We start from the raw sequence: 22,296 nt of genomic DNA, 5'->3' as shown, positions 1-22,296 counted from the left end.
TCCTTCTGGTCCACCGACACGATCCGGCCATCGGTATCGAACACGATGCACCGGCTCGAAGTCGTCCCCTGATCGATAGCCGCAATGAACGGGCCTGCAGTGTGTGCGTCGGTCATGTCGCTCCGATACGTCGTTGGTTCGGCGGGGTCGAGGTGGTGGCCTGCGCCGTCCCGCCCGGCGCGCGGGCGGGACGTCCGGCTCAGGCGAAGACGGCTTGGTAGAGACCGCCGGCGGCGACGCCGCCGATCAGCGGGCCGACGACCGGGATCCAGGCGTAGGTCCAGTCGGAGCCGCCCTTGTTGGGCAGCGGCAGGAGGGCGTGGACGATGCGCGGCCCGAGGTCGCGCGCGGGGTTGATGGCGTAACCCGTGGGGCCACCGAGCGAGAGACCGATGGCGACGACCACCAGCGCGGTGATCAGCACGCCGAGCGTGCCGAGCCCGTTGCCTTCGGCGTTGAGGCCCTGCGTGAGGATGGCGATGACGAGGACGAAGGTGGCGATGATCTCGGTCATCACGTTCTGCACGACGTTGCGGATCTCGGGGCCGGTGGAGAAGATGCCGAGTACCGGGCCCGCACCCTTCTCGTGGGCCTCGATCGCCTTCTGGTCCGCGCCGTCGAGATGACCCACGACCTCCTTGTCGGTGAGGTGGTCGTGGAACTGGCCGTAGTAGGCGAGCCACACGAAAGCGGCGCCGATCATGGCGCCGAGCAGTTCCGAGACGAGGTACAGCGGTACGTCGCTCCAGGGGGTGTCGCCCTTGATGGCGAGCCCGAGCGTGACCGCGGGGTTCAGATGGGCGCCGGAGACGCCGGCCACCGCGTAGGCGCCGGTGAGGACCGCGAGACCCCAGCCGAGGGACACCGCAACCCAGCCTGCCTGGTGGGCCTTGGACTTCTTGAAGGTGATGGCGGCGACCACGCCACCACCCAGAACGATCAGCAAGGCGGTCCCGAGCACCTCGCCGCTAAATATGTCCCAATTGGACGGGTCCATCCTGCGACTCCTTTGTCCTGGCTGGTCCGTGCAAGGAATCCGGTCCGCGCATCACACCCTACGTCAAAATTATCGTTAGGTGTTCGACAATGCCGACCGGTGCACGGCAGTGTTCCGCCACGTCACAGGCGCGTCAAGGCCCGGTTAAGGGAAAACGAAGAATCGGCCAGTCGGAGGGGGGTCCGCGCGGTCAGAAGCGCCCGGCGCCCAGGTCCCTGGCCACCGCCCGGGCGCAGTCGCGCACCGCGGCCACCAGCTCGGGCCGCAGCTCGCCGCCGGGGCAGAGGCGCTCCACCGCCCCGGTGACGCTCACGGCGCCCACGGGCATGCCGCGGCGGTCGCGTACGGGGGCGGCGACGGCCGCGATGCCGTCCCAGGTCTCCTCGACGTCGGAGCCCCAGCCGCGGGCCCTGATCAGCTCCAGGATCCGTTCGAAGTCCGCCGCGTCGGTGACCGTGGCGGGCGTGAGCGCCTTGCGGTCGCCCTCCGCGGCCTCGGCGTGTGCCACCGGGTCGACGGCGCACAGGACCTTGCCCAGCGCCGTGCTGTGCAGCGGCAGCATGGCGCCTATCTCCAGCACCTGCCGGCTGTCGTCCGGCCGGAAGACGTGGTGGACGATGAGCACGCCCTGGTGGTGCAGCACCCCCAGGTGCACGCTCTCGCCGCTGGCCCTGGCCAGGTCGTCGGTCCAGGGCAGGGCGCGGGCGCGCAGCTCGTGCACGTCCAGGTAGCTGTTGCCCAGGCGCAGCAGTTCGGCGCCGAGCTGGTACCGCCCGGAGACCGGGTCCTGCTCGACGAAACCCTCCTGCTGGAGCGTGCGCAGGATGCCGTGCGCCGTGCCCTTGGCCAGGCCCAGCGTGGAGGCGACGTCGGACAGGCCCAGGCGCCGCTCTCCTCCGGCCAGCAGGCGCAGCACCGCAGCCGCTCGCTCGAGCGACTGGATGTTCCGTGCCACGGAAGATCCTCCTCAACGAGACCGGCAGTTCGACAATGCTGAACAGTATCGGTCATTGTCCCGCCGCAGGGGGGCGGTCGGGGAAGACCACGGACGTGCCGATCGTGCCCGAGTCTGCCGGAAAACCCCGCAAACCTGCACCGTCCGTGTCGTGGGACGGCCCGCGCCGTACCGGCTCCGGCCGATACCCTTGGCCCGTGCACCGGCCCTCGCGGGCCGCGCATAGCCGACAGCCGTCGCACACGAGGGAGTATCCCCATGGCCTCGCAGCCGTCCCAGCCCGCCGCCAGCCAGCAGACCCGCGCCGACGCGCTGCGCGAGGCACTCGCCACCCGCGTGGTGGTGGCCGACGGCGCCATGGGCACGATGCTCCAGGCGCAGGAGCCCACGCTCGACGACTTCCAGCAGTTGGAAGGCTGCAACGAGATCCTCAACGTCACCCGCCCCGACATCGTGCGCTCCGTGCACGACGAGTACTTCGCGGCCGGCGTCGACTGCGTGGAGACCAACACCTTCGGCGCCAACCACGCCGCCCTCGGCGAGTACGACATCGCCGACCGGATCTTCGAGCTCTCCGAGTCCGGCGTCCGCATCGCCCGCGAGTCCGCCGACGCGCACACCGCGGGCGACGGCCGGCAGCGCTGGGTCCTCGGCTCCATGGGCCCGGGCACCAAGCTGCCGACCCTCGGCCACATCGCGTACGGCACGCTGCGCGACGCGTACCAGCAGAACGCCGAGGGCATGATCGCCGGCGGCGCCGACGCGCTGCTCGTCGAGACCACCCAGGACCTGCTGCAGACCAAGTCCGCCGTCCTCGGTGCCCGCCGGGCGCTGGCGGCCACCGGCGTGGACCTGCCGCTGATCTGCTCGGTGACCGTCGAGACCACCGGCGCCATGCTCCTCGGCAGCGAGATCGGCGCCGCGCTCACCGCGCTGGAGCCGCTGGGCATCGACATGATCGGGCTGAACTGTGCCACCGGACCGGCCGAGATGAGCGAGCACCTGCGCTACCTCGCCCGGCACTCCCGGGTGCCGCTGTCCTGCATGCCCAACGCCGGCCTCCCGGTGCTCGGCAAGGACGGCGCCCACTACCCGCTGACTCCGGGCGAGCTGGCCGACGCCCAGGAGACGTTCGTGCGCGAGTACGGGCTGTCCCTGGTCGGCGGCTGCTGCGGCACCACCCCGGAGCACCTGCGGCAGCTCACCGAGCGGGTACGGGACCTGCAGCCGGTCGAGCGCACGCCCCGGCCCGAGCCGGGGGCCGCGTCGCTCTACCAGACGGTGCCGTTCCGGCAGGACACCTCCTACCTGGCGATCGGCGAGCGCACCAACGCCAACGGCTCGAAGAAGTTCCGTACCGCCATGCTCGAAGGCCGCTGGGACGACTGCGTGGAGATGGCCCGCGACCAGATCCGCGAGGGCGCCCACATGCTCGACCTCTGCGTCGACTACGTCGGCCGCGACGGCGCCGCCGACATGGCCGAGCTGGCGGGCCGGTTCGCCACCGCCTCCACCCTGCCCATCGTGCTGGACTCCACCGAGATCGACGTGATCCGCGCCGGCCTGGAGAAGCTCGGCGGCCGGGCCGTCATCAACTCCGTCAACTACGAGGACGGCGACGGCCCCGAGTCCCGCTTCGCCCGCGTCGCGGCGCTCGCCCGCGAGCACGGCGCCGCGCTGATGGCGCTGACCATCGACGAGGAGGGCCAGGCCCGTACCGCCGAGCACAAGGTCGCCATCGCCGAACGGCTGATCGACGACCTCACCGGCAACTGGGGCATCCACGAGTCCGACATCCTCATCGACTGCCTGACGTTCACCATCTGCACCGGCCAGGAGGAGTCCCGCGGCGACGGCACCGCCACCATCGAGGCGATCCGCGAGCTCAAGCGCCGCCACCCCGACGTGCAGACCACGCTCGGCCTGTCGAACATCTCCTTCGGCCTCAACCCGGCCGCCCGGGTCGTGCTCAACTCCGTCTTCCTCGACGAGTGCGTGAAGGCCGGCCTCGACTCGGCGATCGTGCACGCCAGCAAGATCCTGCCGATCGCGCGGCTGGACGAGGAGCAGGTGCAGGTCTGCCTGGACCTCATCCACGACCGGCGCCGCCCGGCCGAGGGCGACGAGCCCGCGTACGACCCGCTGCAGCGCCTGCTGGAGCTGTTCGAGGGCGTCGACACCAAGTCGATGAAGGCCGGCAGGGCCGAGGAACTGGCCGCGCTGCCGCTGGACGAGCGGCTGAAGCGGCGGATCATCGACGGCGAGAAGAACGGCCTGGAGGCCGACCTGGACGCCGCGCTGGCCGAACGGCCGGCGCTGGAGATCGTCAACGAGACGCTGCTGGACGGCATGAAGGTCGTCGGCGAGCTGTTCGGCTCCGGGCAGATGCAGCTCCCGTTCGTGCTCCAGTCCGCCGAGGTGATGAAGACCGCGGTGGCCTATCTGGAGCCGCACATGGAGAAGGTCGACGACGGCGAGGGGAGCTCGGGCAAGGGCACGATCGTGCTGGCCACCGTGCGCGGCGACGTCCACGACATCGGCAAGAACCTCGTCGACATCATCCTGTCCAACAACGGCTACAACGTGGTCAACCTCGGTATCAAGCAGCCCGTCTCGGCGATCCTGGAGGCCGCGGAGGAGCACGCCGCCGACGTGATCGGGATGTCCGGGCTGCTGGTGAAGTCCACGGTGATCATGAAGGAGAACCTGGAGGAGCTGAACCAGCGCCGGCTGGCCTCCCGGTACCCGGTGATCCTCGGCGGCGCCGCGCTCACCCGCGCGTACGTCGAGCAGGACCTGCACGAGGTCTACGAGGGCGAGGTCCGCTACGCCCGCGACGCCTTCGAGGGGCTGCGGCTCATGGACGCCCTCATCGGCGTCAAGCGCGGCGTCCCCGGCGCCGAGCTGCCCGAGCTGCGCACCCGCCGGGTACGCGCCGCAGCCCCCGCGCCCGCCGCCGAGGAGGACGCCCCGGCCCGCTCCGACGTGGCCACCGACACCCCCGTGCCGACCCCGCCGTTCTGGGGCACCAGGGTCGTCAAGGGCATCCAGCAGGCCGACTACGCCTCCTGGCTGGACGAGGGCGCGCTCTTCAAGGGCCAGTGGGGGCTGAAGGCGCCGCGCGGCGGCGGTCCGTCGTACGAGGACCTGGTCGCCACCGAGGGCCGGCCGCGGCTGCGCGGGCTGCTGGACCGGCTGCAGACCGGCAACCTGCTGGAGGCGGCCGTCGTCTACGGCTACTTCCCCTGCGTCTCCAAGGGCGACGACCTCATCGTCCTCGGCGACGACGGCGCCGAGCGCACCCGCTTCACCTTCCCGCGGCAGCGGCGCGGCCGGCGGCTCTGCCTGGCGGACTTCTTCCGGCCCGAGGAGTCCGGCGAGACGGACGTCGTCGGCTTCCAGATCGTCACCGTCGGCTCGAAGATCGGCGAGGCCGCCGCCGAGCTGTTCGCCGCCGACTCCTACCGCGAGTACCTGGAGCTGCACGGGCTCTCCGTACAGCTCGCCGAGGCGCTGGCGGAGTACTGGCACGCGCGGGTACGGGCCGAGCTGGGCTACGCCGGCGAGGACCCGGCGGAGATCGAGGACATGTTCGCGCTGAAGTACCGCGGCGCCCGGTTCTCGCTCGGCTACGGCGCGTGCCCCGACCTGGAGGACCGGGCGAAGATCGCCGAGCTGCTGGAGCCGGAGCGGATCGGGGTGAAGCTCTCCGAGGAGTTCCAGTTGCACCCGGAGCAGTCCACGGACGCGATCGTCATCCACCACCCCGAGGCGAAGTACTTCAACGCCCGCTGAGCGCCGCCGGCGCCCGGGCCGTACCGCGCCCGGGCATCGTCGTAAAGCGCCCCGAACGGGCTCCCGGGGCGCTTTCCGGACAGTCGGCTTATACTGGTCGGTCCGGAACAGGCCGGTCGCTTCTGGCGGCCGGCCTTTGCGCCCCTTCGAGGGAGGTGAGCGGATGACCAGCAGCATTCCCGCTGAAGGCACCCGAACGGCTCAGGGCATGGCCCGGGACCGCAGGGTGCGGTCCCTCCGCGGTACGACGCCGCAGGCCGTACTGCTCGACATGGACGGCACCCTGGTCGACACCGAGGGCTTCTGGTGGGCCGCCGAGGTCTCGGTCTTCGCCGAGTTCGGCCACGAGCTGACCGAGGAGCAGCGCCAGGTCGTCGTCGGCGGCCCGATGTCGCGCAGCGCCGCGTACCTCATCGCCACCACCGGCGCCGACATCGGCCTGCCGGAGCTGACGGTGCGGCTCAACACCCGCTTCGAGGAGCTGGTCGACGGCGACGTGCCGCTCATGCCCGGCGCCCGGCGGCTGCTCACCGAACTCGCCGCGCACGACGTGCCCACGGCCCTCGTCTCCGCCTCGCACCGGCGCATCATCGACCGGGTGCTGCGCTCGCTGGGGCACGAGTTCCACCTCTCCGTGGCCGGCGACGAGATCGCGCGTACGAAGCCGCACCCCGACCCGTACCTGCACGCCGCGGCCGCCCTCGGGGCCGACCCGCGGCACTGCGCGGTGATCGAGGACACCCTGACGGGCGTGACGGCGGCGGAGGCGGCCGGATGCGCCGTCGTGGCGGTGCCGTCGGTGACGCCGATCGAGCCCGCGCCGGGACGGCACCTGGTGCGTTCCCTCACGGAAGTCGATCTCCCCTTTCTCCGCTCCGTAGTCGAGCGCCTCCACTGAGAAAGCGGAGGGGAAACTCCGCGCAGTGGTTCATGTATTTTGCGTGACGAAAGCCGTTACCGCATTGCCGCTACGGGGCGCGGATTCGACAGGGTGAGCTTTCTCACGCGCACAGCTCTCGACAGGGGTACGGAACCGTGCTGCGCGGGTCTGGCGGGTCCCCCGAGGTGCCTCCCTGTGCCCGGTTTGATTGGGGTTCGCGGCCATTGTTCCCGCGTCCGGTTATCGGAAAGACGCCGGGCGTAATCGGCATGTGATTCCTTCTCAACTTCCCTGCCACCCAGCCCGGCTGGGTGCTCCGGCTAATCTCTCCGGGGACGCCTGAGGGAGAAAGTCGACCATGATTCGTAAGTCGTTGGTGCTGCCCGCGCTGCTGGGTGTGCTCGCCCCGGTCGTCACCTCCTGCGGCGTGGTGGGCGACTCCGGCGGAGACGACGACGCGATCGTGGTGGGTACGACCGACAGGCTGGAGCTGACGAAGGAGAACCCGGCTCCGCTCGACCCCGCCACGGCGTACGACATCAATTCCTGGAACGTCCTGCAGAACACCTTCCAGACGCTGATGCGGATGCCGCGTACGGGCTCGGAGCCCGAGCCGGACGCCGCCGAGCAGTGCGTCTTCGCCGACCGGCTCAGCGAGCAGTACCGCTGCAAGCTCCGCGACGGGCTGACGTTCACCAACGGCCACGACCTCACCGCCGAGGACGTCAAGTTCTCCATCGAGCGGATGCTGAAGATCAAGAACCCCAACGGCCCGTTCCCACTGCTCGCCAACGTCGACACGGTGGAGACCCCGGACGAGCTGACCGTGGTCTTCCACCTCAAGTCGCCCGACGCGACGTTCCCCCTCAAGCTCGCCACCCCCGCGGCCGCCATCGTCGACAGCGAGGTCTACGAGAAGGACAAGCTCTACGAGGGCTTCGAGATCGCCGGCTCCGGCCCGTACAGCCTGAAGGTGGAGCACGACGACGACGTCGCCACCAAGGCCGTCTACACCGGCAACGGCGACTACAAGGGCGAGGTCGAGCCGCAGAACGACGCGGTCGAGGTCCGCTACTTCGACACCTCCAAGAGCATGGAGGACGCCATAGCCGGCAGCGACATCGACGTGATGGGCCGCAGCCTGAAGCCGGAGCAGATCAACCGGCTCGACGAGGGCGCAGACGGCGACGTCAGTCTCTTCGAGACGCCGGGCGCCGAGATCGCCTACCTCGTCTTCGACATCGAGAACCCGACCGTGAAGGACCGGGCCGTGCGCCAGGCCGCGGCCGAGGTGATCGACAGGACGAAGCTCGCGCGCGACGTCTACCAGCGCACCGTCGACCCGCTGTACGCGATGATCCCGCGCGGCATCATCGGCCACAACACCGCTTTCCACGACGCCTACGGCGACCGCCCGGACGCCGACGGCGCCCGCGAACTGCTGCGGGAGGCGGGCGTCGAGACGCCCGTGAAGCTCACCCTGAACTACACCACCGACCACTACGGCGAGACGACGAAGGCCGAGTTCGAGGAGCTGCGCGACCAGCTCAACAGGTCGGGCCTGTTCGACGCCGACATCAAGGGCGACACCTGGGAGACGTACAAGAAGAACTACGCGGAGAACCGGTACGCCGTCTACGGCCTGCACTGGTATCCCGACTTCCCCGACCCCGACACGTTCACCGGGCCGTTCGTCGGCGAGGAGAACTTCACCTTCAACAACTACGACAGCTCCGTCATCGAGGACCTGATCCCGCGGACCCGCCAGGAAGCACAGCGGGAGCGCACGACGGACAGCTTCGAGCGGATACAGGACGTCCTCGCCAGCGACGTCCCGTACCTTCCGCTCTGGCAGGGCAAGCAGTACATCGCGGCGCGCGACACCGTCACGGGGGCGGAGTGGGCGCTCAACTCGTCGTCGACGCTGCAGCTCTGGGAGCTGCGGCGCGGGCTGAGCGAGTAGGGGCCTCCGGCGGTGCCGCGCCGGGCAGAGAACCGACCCGAGTGAAGGAACCCACACACGTGAAGAAGGCTGTCCAGCGGCTCGCCCCACCCCTCGGCGCCGCCATGGCCACCGTGCTGCTCGTTGCCGGCTGCGGCTCGGACTCCGGATCGGGGGCCGGCTCCGGCGACGCGGTCGTGATGGGGATGACCGACGAGGTCACCGCCATCGACCCCGCGGCGGGCTACGACCCCGGCTCCTGGCTGGTGTTCAACAACGTCTTCCAGTCCCTGCTGAGCTTCCCCAAGGGGTCCACGGAACCCGAGCCGGAGGCGGCGAAGGAGTGCACCTTCGAGGACGCCGACAGCCGCGTCTACACCTGCAAGCTGCAGGACGGGCTGAAGTTCTCCAACGGCTCCGAACTCACCTCCGAGGACGTGAAGTTCTCCTTCGAGCGCACGATCGGCATCGACGACCCCGCGGGCCCCGCCGTCATGCTCGACTCGATCGGCGCGATCGAGACGCCCGACGAGCTGAGCGTAACGTTCCGGCTGGACTACCCCGACGCGACCTTCCCCATGAAGATCGCCTCCGGCGCCGGCTCGATCGTCGACAGCGAGTCCTACCCCAAGGACAAGCTGCGCGACGACGACAAGGCGGTGGGCTCGGGACCGTACAAGCTGGACTCCTACGAGGAGGGCAAGGAAGCCGAGTTCTCGGTCAACTCCGGCTACAAGGGCACCGCCAAGGTGCAGAACTCCGGCATGACGCTGAAGCTCTACGGCGACAAGAGCGGCGGCGACGACAAGCTGAAGGAGGACCTGGAGAACGGCGACATCGACCTGGCCTACCGCGGCCTGGCGATGAAGGACATCGCCGAACTGCAGGACCAGGCAGGCGCCGGCCAGAAGATCCAGCTCGTCGAGGGCACCAGCGCCGAGGTGCAGCACCTGGTCTTCAACATGGACGACCCGGTCGCCGGCAACCCCGCCGTGCGCAAGGCGTTCGCGTACCTCATCGACCGCAACGCGCTGGTCCGCGAGGTCTACGAGGGCACCGCAGAGGAGCTGTACTCGATCGTCCCGGCCGGCATCACCGGCCACAACACCGCCTTCTACGACACCTACGGCGACCGCCCCGACCCGTCCAGGGCCGAGCAGGCGCTGCGCGAGGCGGGCATCGACGAGAAGGTCCGCGTGACGCTGTACGCCACGCCCGAGCGCTACGGCCCCGGCACGGTGCCGTCCTTCGAGCTGATCGCCAAGCAGCTCAACGACAGCGGACTGTTCCAGGCCGACGTGAAGTCCGTGCCGCTGGACGAGTTCGAGAAGGGCGTCGAGAAGGGCTCGTACGGCGTCTACGTCAAGGGCTGGGTGCCGGACTACCCGGACCCGGACAACTTCACCGCGCCGTTCTTCGGCGAGGGCAACGTGCTGGCCAACAACTACAACCCGGGCCGCATCACCAGCGAGCTGATACCGGCGGCCGCCGGGCAGTCGGAGCGTACGGCCACCGTCGACGCCTACGGCGAACTGCAGGACATCGTCGCCGACCAGTTGCCGGTGATACCGCTGTGGCAGGGCAAGCAGTACGCGGCCGCGCGGGAGAACATCCTCGGCCTGGAGTGGACGCTCGACGCCTCGACGGTCTTCCGCTTCTGGGAGATCTCGAAGGGCTCGGAGTGACCCGCCGGCACTGATCCGGGGTACGCGACCCGGGAGCCCCGCGCACGCGCGAGGGCTCCCGGTGCGCCGCTCAGGACCCGCCGGGGCGCACCAGCCCGCTCTCGTACGCGTACACGGCGGCCTGCACCCGGTCGCGCAGGCTCAGCTTGGTCAGCACATGGCCCACATGGGTCTTCACGGTCGTCTCGCTCACGAACAGGTCGGCGGCGATCTCCGCGTTCGACAGTCCGCGGGCGACCAGCTTCAGCACCTCTACCTCGCGCTCGGTGAGCGTGTCCAGGGTGTCCGGCACGTCCTGCTCTCCCGTCGGCAGCTTGGTCGCGAACTTGTCGAGCAGCCGTTTGGTGATGCTCGGGGCCAGCATCGCGTCCCCGGCGGCCACCACGCGGATCGCCTGCACCAGCTCTCCGGCCGGCGCGTCCTTCAGCAGAAAGCCGCTGGCCCCCGCGCGCAGCGCCTCCACCACGTACTCGTCGAGGTCGAAGGTCGTCAGGACGAGCACCTTCGCGGGCCCGTCCCGGCCCGCGCCGGTGATCTGCCGGGTGGCCTCCACACCGTCCATGCGGGGCATCCGGATGTCCATCAGCACCACGTCCGGCTGCAGCGCCCTGACCTGGTCGAGCGCCTGCAGCCCGTCGCCGGCCTCGCCGACCACGGCGATGTCCTGCTCTGCCTCCAGGATCATGCGGAAGCCGGTGCGCAGCAACGGCTGGTCGTCGACGAGCAGGACGCGGATGGCCACAGGGTCTCCTCTTCCTCGGCCGGACCGAACTGTCAGGCGGTGTCCATTCTGCCCTGCGCACCGTCCCCGTCCCCGGCCGGGCGGGGCTGCGGCAGGCCCAGATCGACGCCGGTCAGCGGATACGGGGGCGGGGTGCCGCCGAAGGCCGGGCAGGAGTCCTTGAAGTCGCACCAGCCGCACAGCCGGCCGGGCCGGGGCCGCCAGTCGCCGCTCTCCGTCGCCCGCCGGATCGCCTGCCACAGGGCGTGCACCTTGCGCTCCACGCCGCGCAGGTCGGCCTCGTCCGGGTCGTACGTCAGCACGTCGCCGCTGCCCAGGTAGACCAACTGCAGGCGGCGCGGGACACTGCCGCGCAGCCGCCACAGCACCAGCGCGTAGAACTTGATCTGGAAGAGGGCGTCGGCCGCGTACTCCGGCGGGGGCGCCTTGCCCGTCTTGTAGTCGACCACGCGGACCTCGCCGGTCGGCGCCACGTCCACCCGGTCGATGACGCCCCGCAGCTTCAGCCCGGAGCCCAGCACCGTCTCCACGAACAGCTCCCGCTCGGCGGGCTCCAGATGCGCCGGGTCCTCCAGCGTGAACCACCGCTCGACGAGCCGCTCGGCCCCGGCCAGCCACTCCGCCAGCCGCTCCGCGGCCCCGCCCGCGCCGGCCTCCCCGCCATCCCCGGCCGCATCCCCGTCCCCGGTCGCGTTCCCTTCCCCGGTCGCGGCCCCGGCCCGGGCCGCCTCTTCGTCACCGTCCGTGAACAGCTCCGCCAGCTCCGGCCGGTCCGCGAGCAGCCGCTCCCAGGCCGGCGCCACCAGCGATCGCGCCCGCGGCGGCGTACGCTCGGCGGCAGGATCGTCGAACAGCCGCTCCAGGACCGCGTGCACCAGCGTCCCGCGGGCCGCGGAGGCCCGCGGCTTCTCCGGCAGCCTGTCGATCACCCGGAAGCGGTACATCAGCGGGCAGGTCATGAAGTCCGCCGCGCGGGAGGGAGACAGCGCCTGGGGCGGCGCCGGGGCCCGTGGCGCGTCCGGCCCGCCGTCCCCCTCGGGCGGCGGCGGTACGGGGTCCGCGGGGTGGTTCCCGGTGTCGGTGCGGGTACTCATGGTGTACGACCCTAGGGCTAGGGACCGACATCCGGCGGCATACGATGCAGGCCGGACCGGCGGGCAGGAAGACGGGCACCGCGAGCTGGCAGGAGTGGGAGTCGTGAGCGAGGAGCGCAGGGGCGATCGGCCCGGCCGCGGCGGCGGCATCCTCATGGGCCGCCCCTTCGGCGTGCCCGTGTACGTCGCCCCGAGCTGGTTCCTCGTAGCCGCGCTCATCACCTGGGTCTTCGGCGGCCAGCTCGAACGGATCCTGCCCGAGCTGGGCGCCCTGCGGTACGTGATCGCGCTCTTCTTCGCCGTCGCGTTCTACGCCTCCGTGCTCGTCCACGAGCTGGCCCACACCCGCGTCGCCCTCCACTACAAGCTGCCCGTACGCCGCATCCAGTTGCAGTTCTTCGGCGGCGTCTCGGAGATCGAGAAGGAGTCGGAGACCCCCGGCCGCGAGTTCTGGCTCGCCTTCGCCGGGCCGCTGCTCTCCCTGGTCCTCGCCGGCGGCTTCTACGGCGCCCTCCAGCTCGTCGAGGAGGGCACCGTGCCCGCGGTGCTCCTCGCCGCCCTCACGATCTCCAACCTGATCGTCGCCATCTTCAACCTGCTGCCCGGCCTGCCGCTGGACGGCGGCCGGATGCTGCGCGCCGCGGTCTGGAAGGTCAGCGGCAAGCCCATGACCGGCACGGTCGTCGCCGCCTGGGTGGGCCGCGCGCTGGCCGTCGCCACGCTCATCGGCCTGCCGCTCTTCACCCACTCCCGCGCCTCCGACCCCGGCAGCGTCGACACCGTCACCGACGCCCTGCTGGCCGCGATCCTCGCCGCGATCATCTGGACCGGGGCCGGCAACAGCCTGCGCATGGCCCGGCTGCGCGAGCGGCTGCCCGAGCTGCGCGCCCGCGCCCTCACCCGCCGTGCGGCCCCCGTCACCGCCGACACCCCGCTGTCCGAGGCGCTGCGCCGGGCCGAGGCCGCCGGCGCCCGCGCCCTGGTCGTCGTCGACGGCCGCGGCTACCCCACCGGCGTCGTACGCGGCTCGGCCATCGCCCAGACCCCCGCCCACCGCCGCCCCTGGGTGGCCGTCAGCTCGCTCTCCCAGGACCTCACGGACGAGATGAAGCTCTCCGCCGAGCTGACCGGCGAACAACTGCTGGAGCACCTGCGCGAGAGCCCCCACAGCGAGTACCTCGTGGTGGAGGAGACCGGCCACATCTACGGGGTCCTCACCACCGCCGACGTCGAGCGCGCCTTCGTCGCCGCCATGGCCCGGCCGCAGTCCTGATCACCCCCGGCGGTAGGGTGAGCGGCATGTCCGAGCCGACCGGTGCCGCCCGCCGCCGCGGGCCCTTCCAGGTCGGGGACCAGGTACAGCTCACCGACCCCAAGGGCCGCCACTACACGTTCACGCTCGAAGCCGGGAAGTCCTTCCACACCCACAAGGGCTCCTTCCCGCACGACGAGCTGATCGACGCCCCCGAGGGAACCGTCGTGCGCACCACGGGCAACGTCCCGTATCTCGCGCTGCGCCCCCTGCTCCCCGACTACGTCCTGTCCATGCCGCGCGGAGCGGCCGTCGTCTACCCCAAGGACGCCGGCCAGATCCTCGCGTTCGCCGACGTCTTCCCGGGCGCGCGCGTGGTCGAGGCGGGCGTCGGCTCAGGGTCGCTGACCAGCTTCCTGCTGCGCGCCGTCGGCGACAGCGGCATGCTCCACTCGTACGAGCGCCGCGCGGACTTCGCCGACGTCGCCCGGCAGAACGTCGAGCGCTACTTCGGCGGCCCCCACCCCGCCTGGCAGCTCACCGTCGGCGACCTCCAGGACAACCTCTCCGACACCGACGTCGACCGCGTCATCCTGGACATGCTCGCGCCCTGGGAGTGCCTGGACGCGGTCGCCAAGGCCCTGGTGCCCGGCGGCATCGTCTGCGCGTACGTGGCCACCACCACCCAGCTCGCCCGCACCGTGGAGTCCATCCGCGAACACGGCAACTTCAACGAGCCGCAGGCGTGGGAGACCATGCTGCGCAACTGGCACGTGGAGGGCCTGGCCGTACGCCCGGACCACCGGATGATCGGCCACACCGGCTTCCTGCTCACCGCCCGCAGGCTCGCCGACGGCGTCGAGCCGCCGCTGCGCCGCCGCCGGCCCGCGAAGGGGGCGTACGGGGAGGATTACACCGGCCCCGGCGGCCAGCGGGCCGCCGCGGGGGACTGAAGGGGCGCCGAAGCGGCAGGGGTCGTTCCGCGGGCGGCCGGTGTGTGACACCATGCTGGCCTCCCCACGGCCCTCCCAGCCCTCCCAGGAGCCTCACCCGTGCAGCCTCTGCCCGGCGCCGACCTCCCGCACACGCACCCGCGCGCGGTGCACTGGATCGCGACGGCGGCCGCCATGGCCGCCGTCATCGCCCTCGCGGCGCTCATCAAGCCCCCGTCCGTCGCCGCCGGCAACGCCGGCGAGGGGGACCACCGCGGCAGACCCGCCCCCGGGCCCGACGCGAGCGCCGCCCGCTACCCGCTCGACTGCGCCGGCACCGAGCCCGAGGTCTACAAACAGGGCTCCGCCGACTTCGACGCCGACGGCCGCGCCGAAACCGTCGCCGTGGTGCGCTGCCGCGCCGCCGCCGGCACCCCGCCCAGCGGGATGTACGTCCTGTCCGCCACCGGGCCCGGCCGGTCACCGCGCGTGACCGCGACTCTCGTCGATCCCGCCGAGGGCATGAGCGTCGGGGAATTCGCTGTCCGCGAAAACGAGATTTCGGCCACCCTCCTCGGCTACTCCTCGCCCGACGTCCCCCGCAGCAAGCCGGACAAGCAGCGCAACGTGACCTGGACGTGGGAGAACGACCGCTTCCACCTCACCGCGGAGCCCGTCCCCGGCACCCAGGTCTGACCCCGCCGCGGCACCCCCTCCCACATCGCCTTCCCGCCGGTTCCCGGAACCGGAGGGGAGGCGGTCGCCGTTTCGCTGCAATTCCAGGCACCCTTGGCGGGTGTTGAGCGTTGTAGACGAAACAAATGGCTGCTTTCCGATGTTGCTGGATGGGTATTTCCCTGGCGTGAGGACGGGCGCACGGGTGAAGATCGGATGCACCCCGACCGTCTTTGTGATCTAGGGGTTTCAAGTGGGACGCGGCCAGGTAGGGTCAGGAAGCGTCCAGCTCCCCTTGGAGGAGGTGAGGACCGTGGCAGCCCACGACGACGACACCAACCGCGGCATCCGGCCGGGTCGAGGGTCCGAAGACCCTGCCGGTCAGGTCGCCTACCTTGAGCAGGAGATCGCCGTCCTGCGACGAAAGCTCGCCGACTCGCCGCGTCACACGAGGATCCTCGAAGAACGCATCGTCGAGTTGCAGACCAACCTCGCCGGAGTGTCCGCGCAGAACGAGCGCCTGGCGAGTACTCTCCGTGAGGCCCGGGACCAGATCGTCGCCCTGAAAGAAGAAGTCGACCGGCTGGCCCAGCCGCCCGCCGGCTTCGGTGTCTTCCTCCAGGCCAACGACGACAGCACGGCGGACATCTTCACCGGCGGCCGCAAGCTGCGGGTGAACGTCAGCCCCAGCGTGGAGCTCGACGAGCTGCGCCGCGGCCAGGAGCTGATGCTCAACGAGGCGCTGAACGTGGTCGAGGCCATGGCCTTCGAGCGCTCCGGGGACATCGTCACCCTGAAGGAGATCCTGGAGGACGGCGAGCGCGCCCTCGTGATGGGGCACACCGACGAGGAGAAGGTGGTACGGCTCGCCGAGCCGCTGCTGCACACCACCATCCGCGCCGGCGACGCCCTGCTCCTGGAGCCCCGCTCCGGGTACGTCTACGAGGTCATCCCCAAGAGCGAGGTCGAAGAGCTGGTCCTCGAAGAGGTCCCGGACATCGACTACACCAAGATCGGCGGTCTGGGCAACCAGATCGAGCTGATCAGGGACGCCGTCGAGCTGCCTTACCTCCACCCCGACCTCTTCAAGGAACACGAGCTGCGGCCTCCCAAGGGCGTGCTCCTCTACGGCCCGCCCGGCTGCGGCAAGACGCTGATCGCCAAGGCGGTGGCCAACTCCCTCGCCAAGAAGGTCGCGGAACACACCGGCCGCCCCGCCGGCAAGAGCTACTTCCTCAACATCAAGGGCCCCGAGCTGCTCAACAAGTACGTCGGCGAGACCGAGCGGCACATCCGCCTGGTCTTCCAGCGGGCCCGCGAGAAGGCCAGTGAGGGCACGCCCGTCATCGTCTTCTTCGACGAGATGGACTCCCTCTTCCGCACCCGCGGCTCCGGCGTCAGCTCGGACGTGGAGAACACCATCGTCCCGCAGCTCCTCTCGGAGATCGACGGTGTCGAGGGCCTGGAGAACGTCATCGTCATCGGCGCCTCCAACCGCGAGGACATGATCGACCCCGCGATCCTGCGCCCCGGCCGGCTCGACGTGAAGATCAAGATCGAGCGCCCGGACGCCGAGGCCGCCAAGGACATCTTCTCCAAGTACCTCACCCGGACGCTGCCGCTGCACGCCGAGGACATGTCGGAGCACGGCGAGTCCGCCGAGGCCACCGTCGACGCGATGATCCAGTCCGTCGTCGAGCAGATGTACGCGGAGTCCGAGGAGAACAGGTTCCTCGAAGTCACGTACGCCAACGGCGACAAGGAAGTCCTGTACTTCAAGGACTTCAACTCCGGCGCAATGATCGAGAACATCGTGGACCGCGCCAAGAAGATGGCCATCAAGGCGTTCCTCGACCACAACCAGAAGGGCCTGCGCGTCTCCCACCTCCTCGCCGCCTGCGTCGACGAGTTCAAGGAGAACGAGGACCTGCCCAACACGACCAACCCCGACGACTGGGCCCGTATCTCCGGAAAGAAGGGCGAGCGGATCGTGTTCATCCGCACTCTCGTCACCGGAAAACAGGGCGCGGACACCGGCCGGTCGATCGACACGGTGGCCAACACCGGTCAGTACCTGTAAATGCGGCGATCCGGCTGCGGGGGGCACCACACGGCCGCCCGCAGCCGGACACGTATTTCCACGGGTGCAAACCGACCGGAGCAAAGACTGTAATGATCTCCCCACTGCCGCCAAGGCGTTCTAGGCTCTTCCGTACCGGCGCGCAGCGCAGCGCATCGCCGCCGCGGGGACCACACGTGCCGCAGACGCAGCGGTACTTGAGTTCCGTCCAGGGCCGCGGACGGTACCGGGCAAGGAGGGCCGCATGACCGTACGGCGAGTAATGGGCATCGAGACGGAGTACGGAATCTCCGTCCCGGGCCATCCCAACGCCAATGCCATGCTCACCTCGTCCCAAGTCGTCAACGCCTACGCGGCGGCGATGCACCGGGCGCGCCGCGCCCGGTGGGACTTCGAGGAGGAGAACCCGCTGCGGGACGCCCGCGGCTTCGACCTCGCCCGTGAGGCCGCCGACTCCAGCCAGTTGACCGACGAGGACATCGGCCTCGCCAACGTCATCCTCACCAACGGCGCGCGGCTCTACGTCGACCACGCCCACCCCGAGTACAGCGCCCCCGAGGTCACCAACCCCCGCGACGCCGTGCTCTGGGACAAGGCCGGCGAGCGCATCATGGCCGAAGCCGCGGAACGCGCCGGACAACTGCCGGGTGCGCAGCCCATCCTTCTCTACAAGAACAACACCGACAACAAGGGCGCGTCCTACGGCTGCCACGAGAACTACCTGATGAAGCGGGAAACCCCCTTCTCGGACATCGTGCGCCACCTCACGCCCTTCTTCGTCTCCCGTCAGGTCTTCACCGGCGCCGGCCGCGTCGGCATCGGCCAGGACGGCAACGAACACGGCTTCCAGATCAGCCAGCGCGCCGACTACTTCGAAGTCGAGGTCGGCCTGGAAACCACCCTCAAACGCCCCATCATCAACACCCGCGACGAGCCGCACGCGGATGCCGAGAAATACCGCAGACTCCACGTCATCATCGGTGACGCGAACCTCTCGGAAATCTCCACCTACCTCAAGCTCGGCACCACCGCCCTGGTGCTGTCGATGATCGAGGACGACTTCATCGCGGTCGACCTGGCCGTGGAACAGCCCGTGCGCACGCTGCACCAGGTCTCGCACGACCCCTCGCTGCGCCACCAGGTCGTGCTGCGCAGCGGCCGCACGCTCACGGCCGTACAGCTCCAGATGGAGTACTGCGAGCTGGCGCGCAAATACGTCGAGGAGCGCTTCGGAGCGGACGCCGACGAGCAGACCAAGGACGTGCTCACCCGCTGGGAGGACACCCTCAACCGGCTGGAAGCCGATCCCATGAGCCTGTCCGGCGAGCTGGACTGGCTGGCCAAGCGGGAGCTGCTGGAGGGCTACCGCCGCCGCGACACCCTGGACTGGGACGCGGCCCGCCTCGCGCTGGTCGACCTGCAGTACGCCGACGTACGCCCGGAGAAGGGCCTGTACAACCGGCTGGCGGCCCGCGGCCGCCTCAAGCGGCTCCTGACCGAGGACGAGGTCCTGCGGGCCGTGAAGAACCCGCCGGAGGACACCAGGGCGTACTTCCGCGGCCGCTGCCTCGAACAGTACGCGGATGACGTGGCCGCCGCCTCCTGGGACTCGGTCATCTTCGACCTCCCCGGCCGCGACTCCCTCCAGCGGGTCCCCACCCTGGAACCCCTGCGGGGTACCCGCAACCACGTCAAGGAACTGCTGGACCGCTGCCGTACGGCGGAGGAGCTGGTACGGGTCCTCTCGGGCGGCTGATCCGGGACGGACCGGGCTAAAGGTGGCGCGGAGGGGAATCATCCGGGTGGCCTCCGAGCGTTGAGAGAGCACCGGGCCGATGTCGGGCCCAGCTTGTAGGGTCGGATCTTGCAGGGCGACGCAGTCAGGACCATCGGGCGACACCGAGCGGGGTGAGGGAAATGGCGACCAAGGACACCGGCGGTGGTCAGCAGAAGGCCACGCGCTCCCAGGAAGAGGTCGAGGAGCAGGCGCAGGACGCCGAGGTCTCCGAGGACCTGAAGGAACGGCAGGAGAAGCTGTCGGAGGACGTGGACTCGGTCCTCGACGAGATCGACGACGTGCTCGAGGAGAACGCCGAGGACTTCGTCAGGTCCTTCGTGCAAAAGGGCGGCGAGTAGCCGTCCCGGGCGTCCGTCCGGGAAGCACCCGGGCGGACGCCCGGCAGCGGCACGGGTAAGGTCCGTGCCCAGCGCAAGTCACCGGCTCGGCCCGTGGGGGGCGGGCCACCGTACCCCCGGAAGGATTCGCGTGGAAGCCAACATCCGTGGCGCAGGGCGACTGCCGGCTGCCTTCCTCACGCCGGGCTCGTCCTCGTTTATGGACTTCCTGGGTGAGCATGCTCCCGCGGCGCTGCCGGGGAACCGGGAGCTGCCGCCCGTGAAGGGGGCCGTCGAGGCGCCGCACGGCACCACCATCGTGGCGCTGACCTTCCCCGGCGGGGTCGTCCTCGCCGGTGACCGGCGGGCCACGATGGGGAACATGATCGCTCAGCGTGACATCGAGAAGGTCTTCCCCGCCGACGAGTACTCGGCCATCGGCATCGCCGGCACCGCGGGTGTCGCGGTCGAGATGGTGCGCCTCTTCCAGTTGGAGCTGGAGCACTTCGAGAAGGTCGAGGGCGCCCAGCTCTCCCTGGAGGGCAAGGCCAACCGGCTGTCCACGATGATCCGGTCCAACCTGGGCATGGCCATGCAGGGCCTGGCCGTGCTGCCGCTCTTCGCCGGGTGGGACCCGGCGCGGGAGAAGGGCCGCATCTTCTCGTACGACGTGACCGGCGGCAGGACCGAGGAGCGGGGTTTCGCCTCCGTGGGGTCCGGGTCGGTCTTCGCGCGCGGTGCGCTGAAGAAGCTGTACGCCGACGAGCTGACGGAGCAGCAGGCGGCCACCGTCGTCGTCCAGGCGCTGTACGACGCGGCGGATGACGACTCCGCCACCGGCGGGCCGGATCTGACCCGCCGTATCTTCCCCATCGTCACGTCCATCACCGACGAGGGCTTCCGCCGGCTGCCCGACGCCGAGGTCTCCGAGATCGCCCGCTCGGTGGTCGACGGCCGGCTGGAGCAGCCCGACGGCCCGCGCGCGTCCGTGCTCTAGCGGGCGTGCGGCCCCACGAGATTTCTCCACGAGCAGAGAGGGACGGATAAGCCGGTGTCGACACCGTTCTATGTCTCACCCCAGCAGGCCATGGCGGACCGCGCGGAGTACGCCCGCAAGGGCATCGCGCGCGGCCGCAGCGTGGTCGTGCTGCAGTACAGCGACGGCATCCTGTTCGTTGCCGAGAACCCGTCCCGGGCCCTGCACAAGGTCAGCGAGATCTACGACAGGATCGCCTTCGCCGCGGTCGGCAAGTACAACGAGTTCGAGAACCTGCGCATCGGCGGCGTCCGTTACGCCGATCTGCGCGGGTACACGTACGACCGCGAGGACGTCACCGCCCGCGGCCTCGCGAACGTCTACGCGCAGACTCTCGGCACGATCTTCTCCAGCGGCGCGGAGAAGCCGTACGAGGTCGAGCTGATCGTCGCGGAGGTGGGGGAGACCCCCGCCGACGACCAGATCTTCCGGCTGCCGCATGACGGTTCGATCGTCGACGAGCACGGTTCGGTCGCGGTCGGCGGTAACTCCGATCAGATCAGCACCTATCTCGATCAGCGGCACCGCGAGGGCATGACGCTGGCGGAGGGGCTGAAGCTGGCGGCGGAGTCGCTGGCGCGGGACAACAACGGCGGCGAGCGGGAGCTGACGTCGAAGCAGTTGGAGGTCGCGGTCCTCGACCGCAACCGGCCGCAGCAGCGCAAGTTCCGGCGGATCCTCGGCAGTCAGCTCTCCCGGCTGCTGGAGGAGGACGGCGAGGCGGGTGCCTCCGGCGCGGATGACGCGGAGGACGCCGCGGCGGACGCGGACGGCGGCGCCGAGGGCGCGGCCACCGCGGACGGCCCCGCGAAGAAGCCGGGAGACGAGCCCGGCAAGAAGAAGAAGTAGGAGCGGTACGGCATCGACCGGGCGGGCCCAGCGACGGGCCCGCCCGTCGTCGTGTCCGGGTCCGGGGCAGGGTCCGGGTCCGGGTCCGCCCACGGTTCGTATCGCTGCTCCACCGGGCCCGCGCCCGCGCCCGTGCCCCGCTCCGGCGGGTCTACGCGCCCGGGGCCGGGGCCGTCGACGCGCGTACCGTCAGGCGGGCCGGGACCGTCGAGCTGCCCGCGCCGCGGCCCGCGAGGGCGTCGAGCAGCGCCGTCATGCCGGCCGCGCCGACGGTGTCCGCCGGGAGCCGCACCGTGGTCAGCTCCGGCTCGACGGCGGTGGCCAGCGCCAGGTCGTCGAAGCCGGTGACCGACACGTCGTACGGCACCCGCAGCCCCAGGCGCCGTACGCCTTTGAGGGCACCGGCCGCGAGCAGGTCGTCGTCGCAGACCAGCGCCGTGGGCCGGTCCTCCGCCGGCGCCGCCAGCGCCCGCTGGGCCGCCGCGAGACCGCCGGCGACGGACAGCTCGGCGGCTTCGGTGCGCAGCCGCGTGCCCGGCACGGCGGCGAGCGTGCCGGCCAGCGCTTGGCCGCGGGCGGCGAAGGTCCAGGAGTCGATGGCGGCGGCGAGGTGGGTGATCCGCCGGTGGCCGAGCTCCAGCAGGTGCCGGGCGACCTGCCGCATGCCGTCGGCGACGTCGGCGTTGACGGTGGCGACGGCGCCGGTGCCGGCCGGGTCGCTGTCGAGCATGACGAGCGGGAGTCCGCCGCCGCGCAGGTTCCGTACGGCGTCGGTGGCCATGGACGAGGCGATCACGCCGTCGACGGCGGTGTGGGCGGCGGCGAAGGGGTCGCGGGCGGGGCCGATGCCCTCGGGGGAGGGGTAGAGCACGACGCCGAAGTCGTGGGCCGCGGCGGCGCGTGCGGCGCCGGCGTGGACGCCGGCGAAGAACTCGTTGGTGAGCGCGGGGACGACGAGGAGCGCCGTGCGGGTGCCGCCGGTGCGCAGGGTGCGGGCGGCGGCGTTCGGGCGGTAGTCCAGCTCGCGGGCGGCGGCGCGGACGGCGTCGGCCTTGGCGGCGGAGACGCGGCCGCGCCACTTGTCGCCGAGGACGAGGGAGACGGCCGCCTGGGAGACGCCCGCGGCGCGGGCGACGTCGCGGCTGGTGACGCCGCCGCCGCGGCCCGCGGCCGGCCGCGGGGCCGCCTCGCCCGCCGCCGCCGGCCCGGTGCGCGCCGCGGCGCGCCTTCCGTCCTCGTGCGCGCCCCGCATCGTGCCTCCTCGTCG

The 22,296-nt window shown here is 70.8% G+C and carries 17 protein-coding genes; 12 read left to right on the top strand and 5 right to left on the bottom strand.

The genetic code is table 11. From position 1 onward, the window contains the following. Positions 1–199 precede the first annotated feature (199 nt). Together ACFYVJ_RS22870 and ACFYVJ_RS22865 are read right to left on the bottom strand one after the other, a co-directional pair. Positions 200–997 carry an MIP/aquaporin family protein gene (locus ACFYVJ_RS22870; RefSeq protein ID WP_388894259.1) on the bottom strand — a complete coding sequence of 266 codons (798 nt, stop codon included), beginning with the start codon at positions 995–997 and terminating at the stop codon, positions 200–202. Between the two features lie 190 nt (positions 998–1,187). After that, positions 1,188–1,952, bottom strand: a complete 765-nt coding sequence (locus ACFYVJ_RS22865; RefSeq protein ID WP_388894256.1) for an IclR family transcriptional regulator — start codon at positions 1,950–1,952, stop codon at positions 1,188–1,190. 258 nt (positions 1,953–2,210) lie between these two features. On the opposite strand from ACFYVJ_RS22865, the gene metH reads away from it, so the two are divergent. From metH to ACFYVJ_RS22845, 4 genes are all read left to right on the top strand, one after another. After that, a complete protein-coding gene (gene metH / locus ACFYVJ_RS22860) occupies positions 2,211–5,747 on the top strand; it encodes a methionine synthase (RefSeq protein ID WP_388894253.1) in 3,537 nt (1,178 codons plus the stop codon). Between the two features lie 163 nt (positions 5,748–5,910). Beyond that, entirely contained in the window at positions 5,911–6,645 is a 735-nt protein-coding gene (locus ACFYVJ_RS22855; protein WP_388894250.1) for an HAD family hydrolase, read from the top strand. Between the two features lie 340 nt (positions 6,646–6,985). Beyond that, positions 6,986–8,590: an ABC transporter substrate-binding protein gene (locus tag ACFYVJ_RS22850; protein WP_388894246.1), complete on the top strand. Its 1,605-nt coding sequence runs from the start codon at positions 6,986–6,988 to the stop codon at positions 8,588–8,590. Between the two features lie 59 nt (positions 8,591–8,649). After that, positions 8,650–10,254, top strand: a complete 1,605-nt coding sequence (locus tag ACFYVJ_RS22845) for an ABC transporter substrate-binding protein (protein WP_388894243.1) — start codon at positions 8,650–8,652, stop codon at positions 10,252–10,254. 70 nt (positions 10,255–10,324) lie between these two features. Here the strand turns inward: ACFYVJ_RS22845 and ACFYVJ_RS22840 are convergent, their stop codons facing one another. Together ACFYVJ_RS22840 and ACFYVJ_RS22835 are read right to left on the bottom strand one after the other, a co-directional pair. After that, positions 10,325–10,996 (bottom strand): response regulator transcription factor, encoded by a 672-nt coding sequence (locus ACFYVJ_RS22840; RefSeq protein ID WP_018836882.1) that lies wholly within the window; start codon positions 10,994–10,996, stop codon positions 10,325–10,327. A 32-nt stretch (positions 10,997–11,028) separates the two neighbouring features. Further along, positions 11,029–12,090 carry a RecB family exonuclease gene (locus tag ACFYVJ_RS22835; RefSeq protein ID WP_388894240.1) on the bottom strand — a complete coding sequence of 354 codons (1,062 nt, stop codon included), beginning with the start codon at positions 12,088–12,090 and terminating at the stop codon, positions 11,029–11,031. Between the two features lie 154 nt (positions 12,091–12,244). Between ACFYVJ_RS22835 and ACFYVJ_RS22830 the strand changes: the two genes are divergently transcribed. The 8 genes from ACFYVJ_RS22830 to prcA all read left to right on the top strand — a co-directional run bounded on the left by ACFYVJ_RS22830 (position 12,245) and on the right by prcA (position 21,029). Further along, positions 12,245–13,363 (top strand): site-2 protease family protein, encoded by a 1,119-nt coding sequence (locus ACFYVJ_RS22830; protein ID WP_388894302.1) that lies wholly within the window; start codon positions 12,245–12,247, stop codon positions 13,361–13,363. Between the two features lie 26 nt (positions 13,364–13,389). Next, a complete protein-coding gene (locus tag ACFYVJ_RS22825; protein WP_101425416.1) occupies positions 13,390–14,295 on the top strand; it encodes a tRNA (adenine-N1)-methyltransferase in 906 nt (301 codons plus the stop codon). Between the two features lie 99 nt (positions 14,296–14,394). Next, the gene (locus ACFYVJ_RS22820; RefSeq protein ID WP_388894236.1) at positions 14,395–14,970 is read left to right on the top strand and encodes a hypothetical protein; all 576 of its coding nucleotides are present in this window, start codon (positions 14,395–14,397) and stop codon (positions 14,968–14,970) included. Between the two features lie 292 nt (positions 14,971–15,262). After that, positions 15,263–17,029 carry a proteasome ATPase gene (gene arc / locus ACFYVJ_RS22815; RefSeq protein ID WP_388894233.1) on the top strand — a complete coding sequence of 589 codons (1,767 nt, stop codon included), beginning with the start codon at positions 15,263–15,265 and terminating at the stop codon, positions 17,027–17,029. 244 nt (positions 17,030–17,273) lie between these two features. After that, the gene (gene dop, locus ACFYVJ_RS22810) at positions 17,274–18,785 is read left to right on the top strand and encodes a depupylase/deamidase Dop (RefSeq protein ID WP_388894230.1); all 1,512 of its coding nucleotides are present in this window, start codon (positions 17,274–17,276) and stop codon (positions 18,783–18,785) included. 161 nt (positions 18,786–18,946) lie between these two features. Further along, entirely contained in the window at positions 18,947–19,165 is a 219-nt protein-coding gene (locus ACFYVJ_RS22805) for a ubiquitin-like protein Pup (RefSeq protein ID WP_018836875.1), read from the top strand. Between the two features lie 130 nt (positions 19,166–19,295). After that, positions 19,296–20,141 (top strand): proteasome subunit beta, encoded by an 846-nt coding sequence (gene prcB / locus ACFYVJ_RS22800; RefSeq protein WP_388894227.1) that lies wholly within the window; start codon positions 19,296–19,298, stop codon positions 20,139–20,141. Positions 20,142–20,195: 54 nt separating this feature from the next. Then, positions 20,196–21,029, top strand: coding sequence for a proteasome subunit alpha (gene prcA / locus ACFYVJ_RS22795; RefSeq protein ID WP_388894224.1), 834 nt, complete (start codon positions 20,196–20,198; stop codon positions 21,027–21,029). Positions 21,030–21,180: 151 nt separating this feature from the next. On the opposite strand, the gene ACFYVJ_RS22790 is transcribed toward prcA, so the two are convergent. After that, positions 21,181–22,281: a LacI family DNA-binding transcriptional regulator gene (locus ACFYVJ_RS22790; RefSeq protein ID WP_388894221.1), complete on the bottom strand. Its 1,101-nt coding sequence runs from the start codon at positions 22,279–22,281 to the stop codon at positions 21,181–21,183. Positions 22,282–22,296: the final 15 nt, after the last annotated feature.

The organism is Streptomyces sp. NPDC004134, assembly GCF_042874195.1.
Lineage (GTDB): Bacteria > Actinomycetota > Actinomycetes > Streptomycetales > Streptomycetaceae > Streptomyces.
The sequence above is the reverse complement of the archived record's forward strand: the minus strand, read 5'-3'. Positions and strand labels throughout refer to the sequence as shown.

Bases quoted from the DNA above. Each gene is read 5' to 3' on its own strand.
- ACFYVJ_RS22870 (WP_388894259.1), bottom strand. From the start codon at position 997: ATGGACCCGTCCAATTGGGACATATTTAGCGGCGAGGTGCTCGGGACC.
- ACFYVJ_RS22850 (WP_388894246.1), top strand. From the start codon at position 6,986: ATGATTCGTAAGTCGTTGGTGCTGCCCGCGCTGCTGGGTGTGCTCGCC.
- ACFYVJ_RS22835 (WP_388894240.1), bottom strand. From the start codon at position 12,090: ATGAGTACCCGCACCGACACCGGGAACCACCCCGCGGACCCCGTACCG.
- ACFYVJ_RS22855 (WP_388894250.1), top strand. From the start codon at position 5,911: ATGACCAGCAGCATTCCCGCTGAAGGCACCCGAACGGCTCAGGGCATG.
- dop (WP_388894230.1), top strand. From the start codon at position 17,274: ATGACCGTACGGCGAGTAATGGGCATCGAGACGGAGTACGGAATCTCC.
- ACFYVJ_RS22825 (WP_101425416.1), top strand. From the start codon at position 13,390: ATGTCCGAGCCGACCGGTGCCGCCCGCCGCCGCGGGCCCTTCCAGGTC.
- ACFYVJ_RS22805 (WP_018836875.1), top strand. From the start codon at position 18,947: ATGGCGACCAAGGACACCGGCGGTGGTCAGCAGAAGGCCACGCGCTCC.
- ACFYVJ_RS22790 (WP_388894221.1), bottom strand. From the start codon at position 22,281: ATGCGGGGCGCGCACGAGGACGGAAGGCGCGCCGCGGCGCGCACCGGG.
- ACFYVJ_RS22830 (WP_388894302.1), top strand. From the start codon at position 12,245: ATGGGCCGCCCCTTCGGCGTGCCCGTGTACGTCGCCCCGAGCTGGTTC.
- metH (WP_388894253.1), top strand. From the start codon at position 2,211: ATGGCCTCGCAGCCGTCCCAGCCCGCCGCCAGCCAGCAGACCCGCGCC.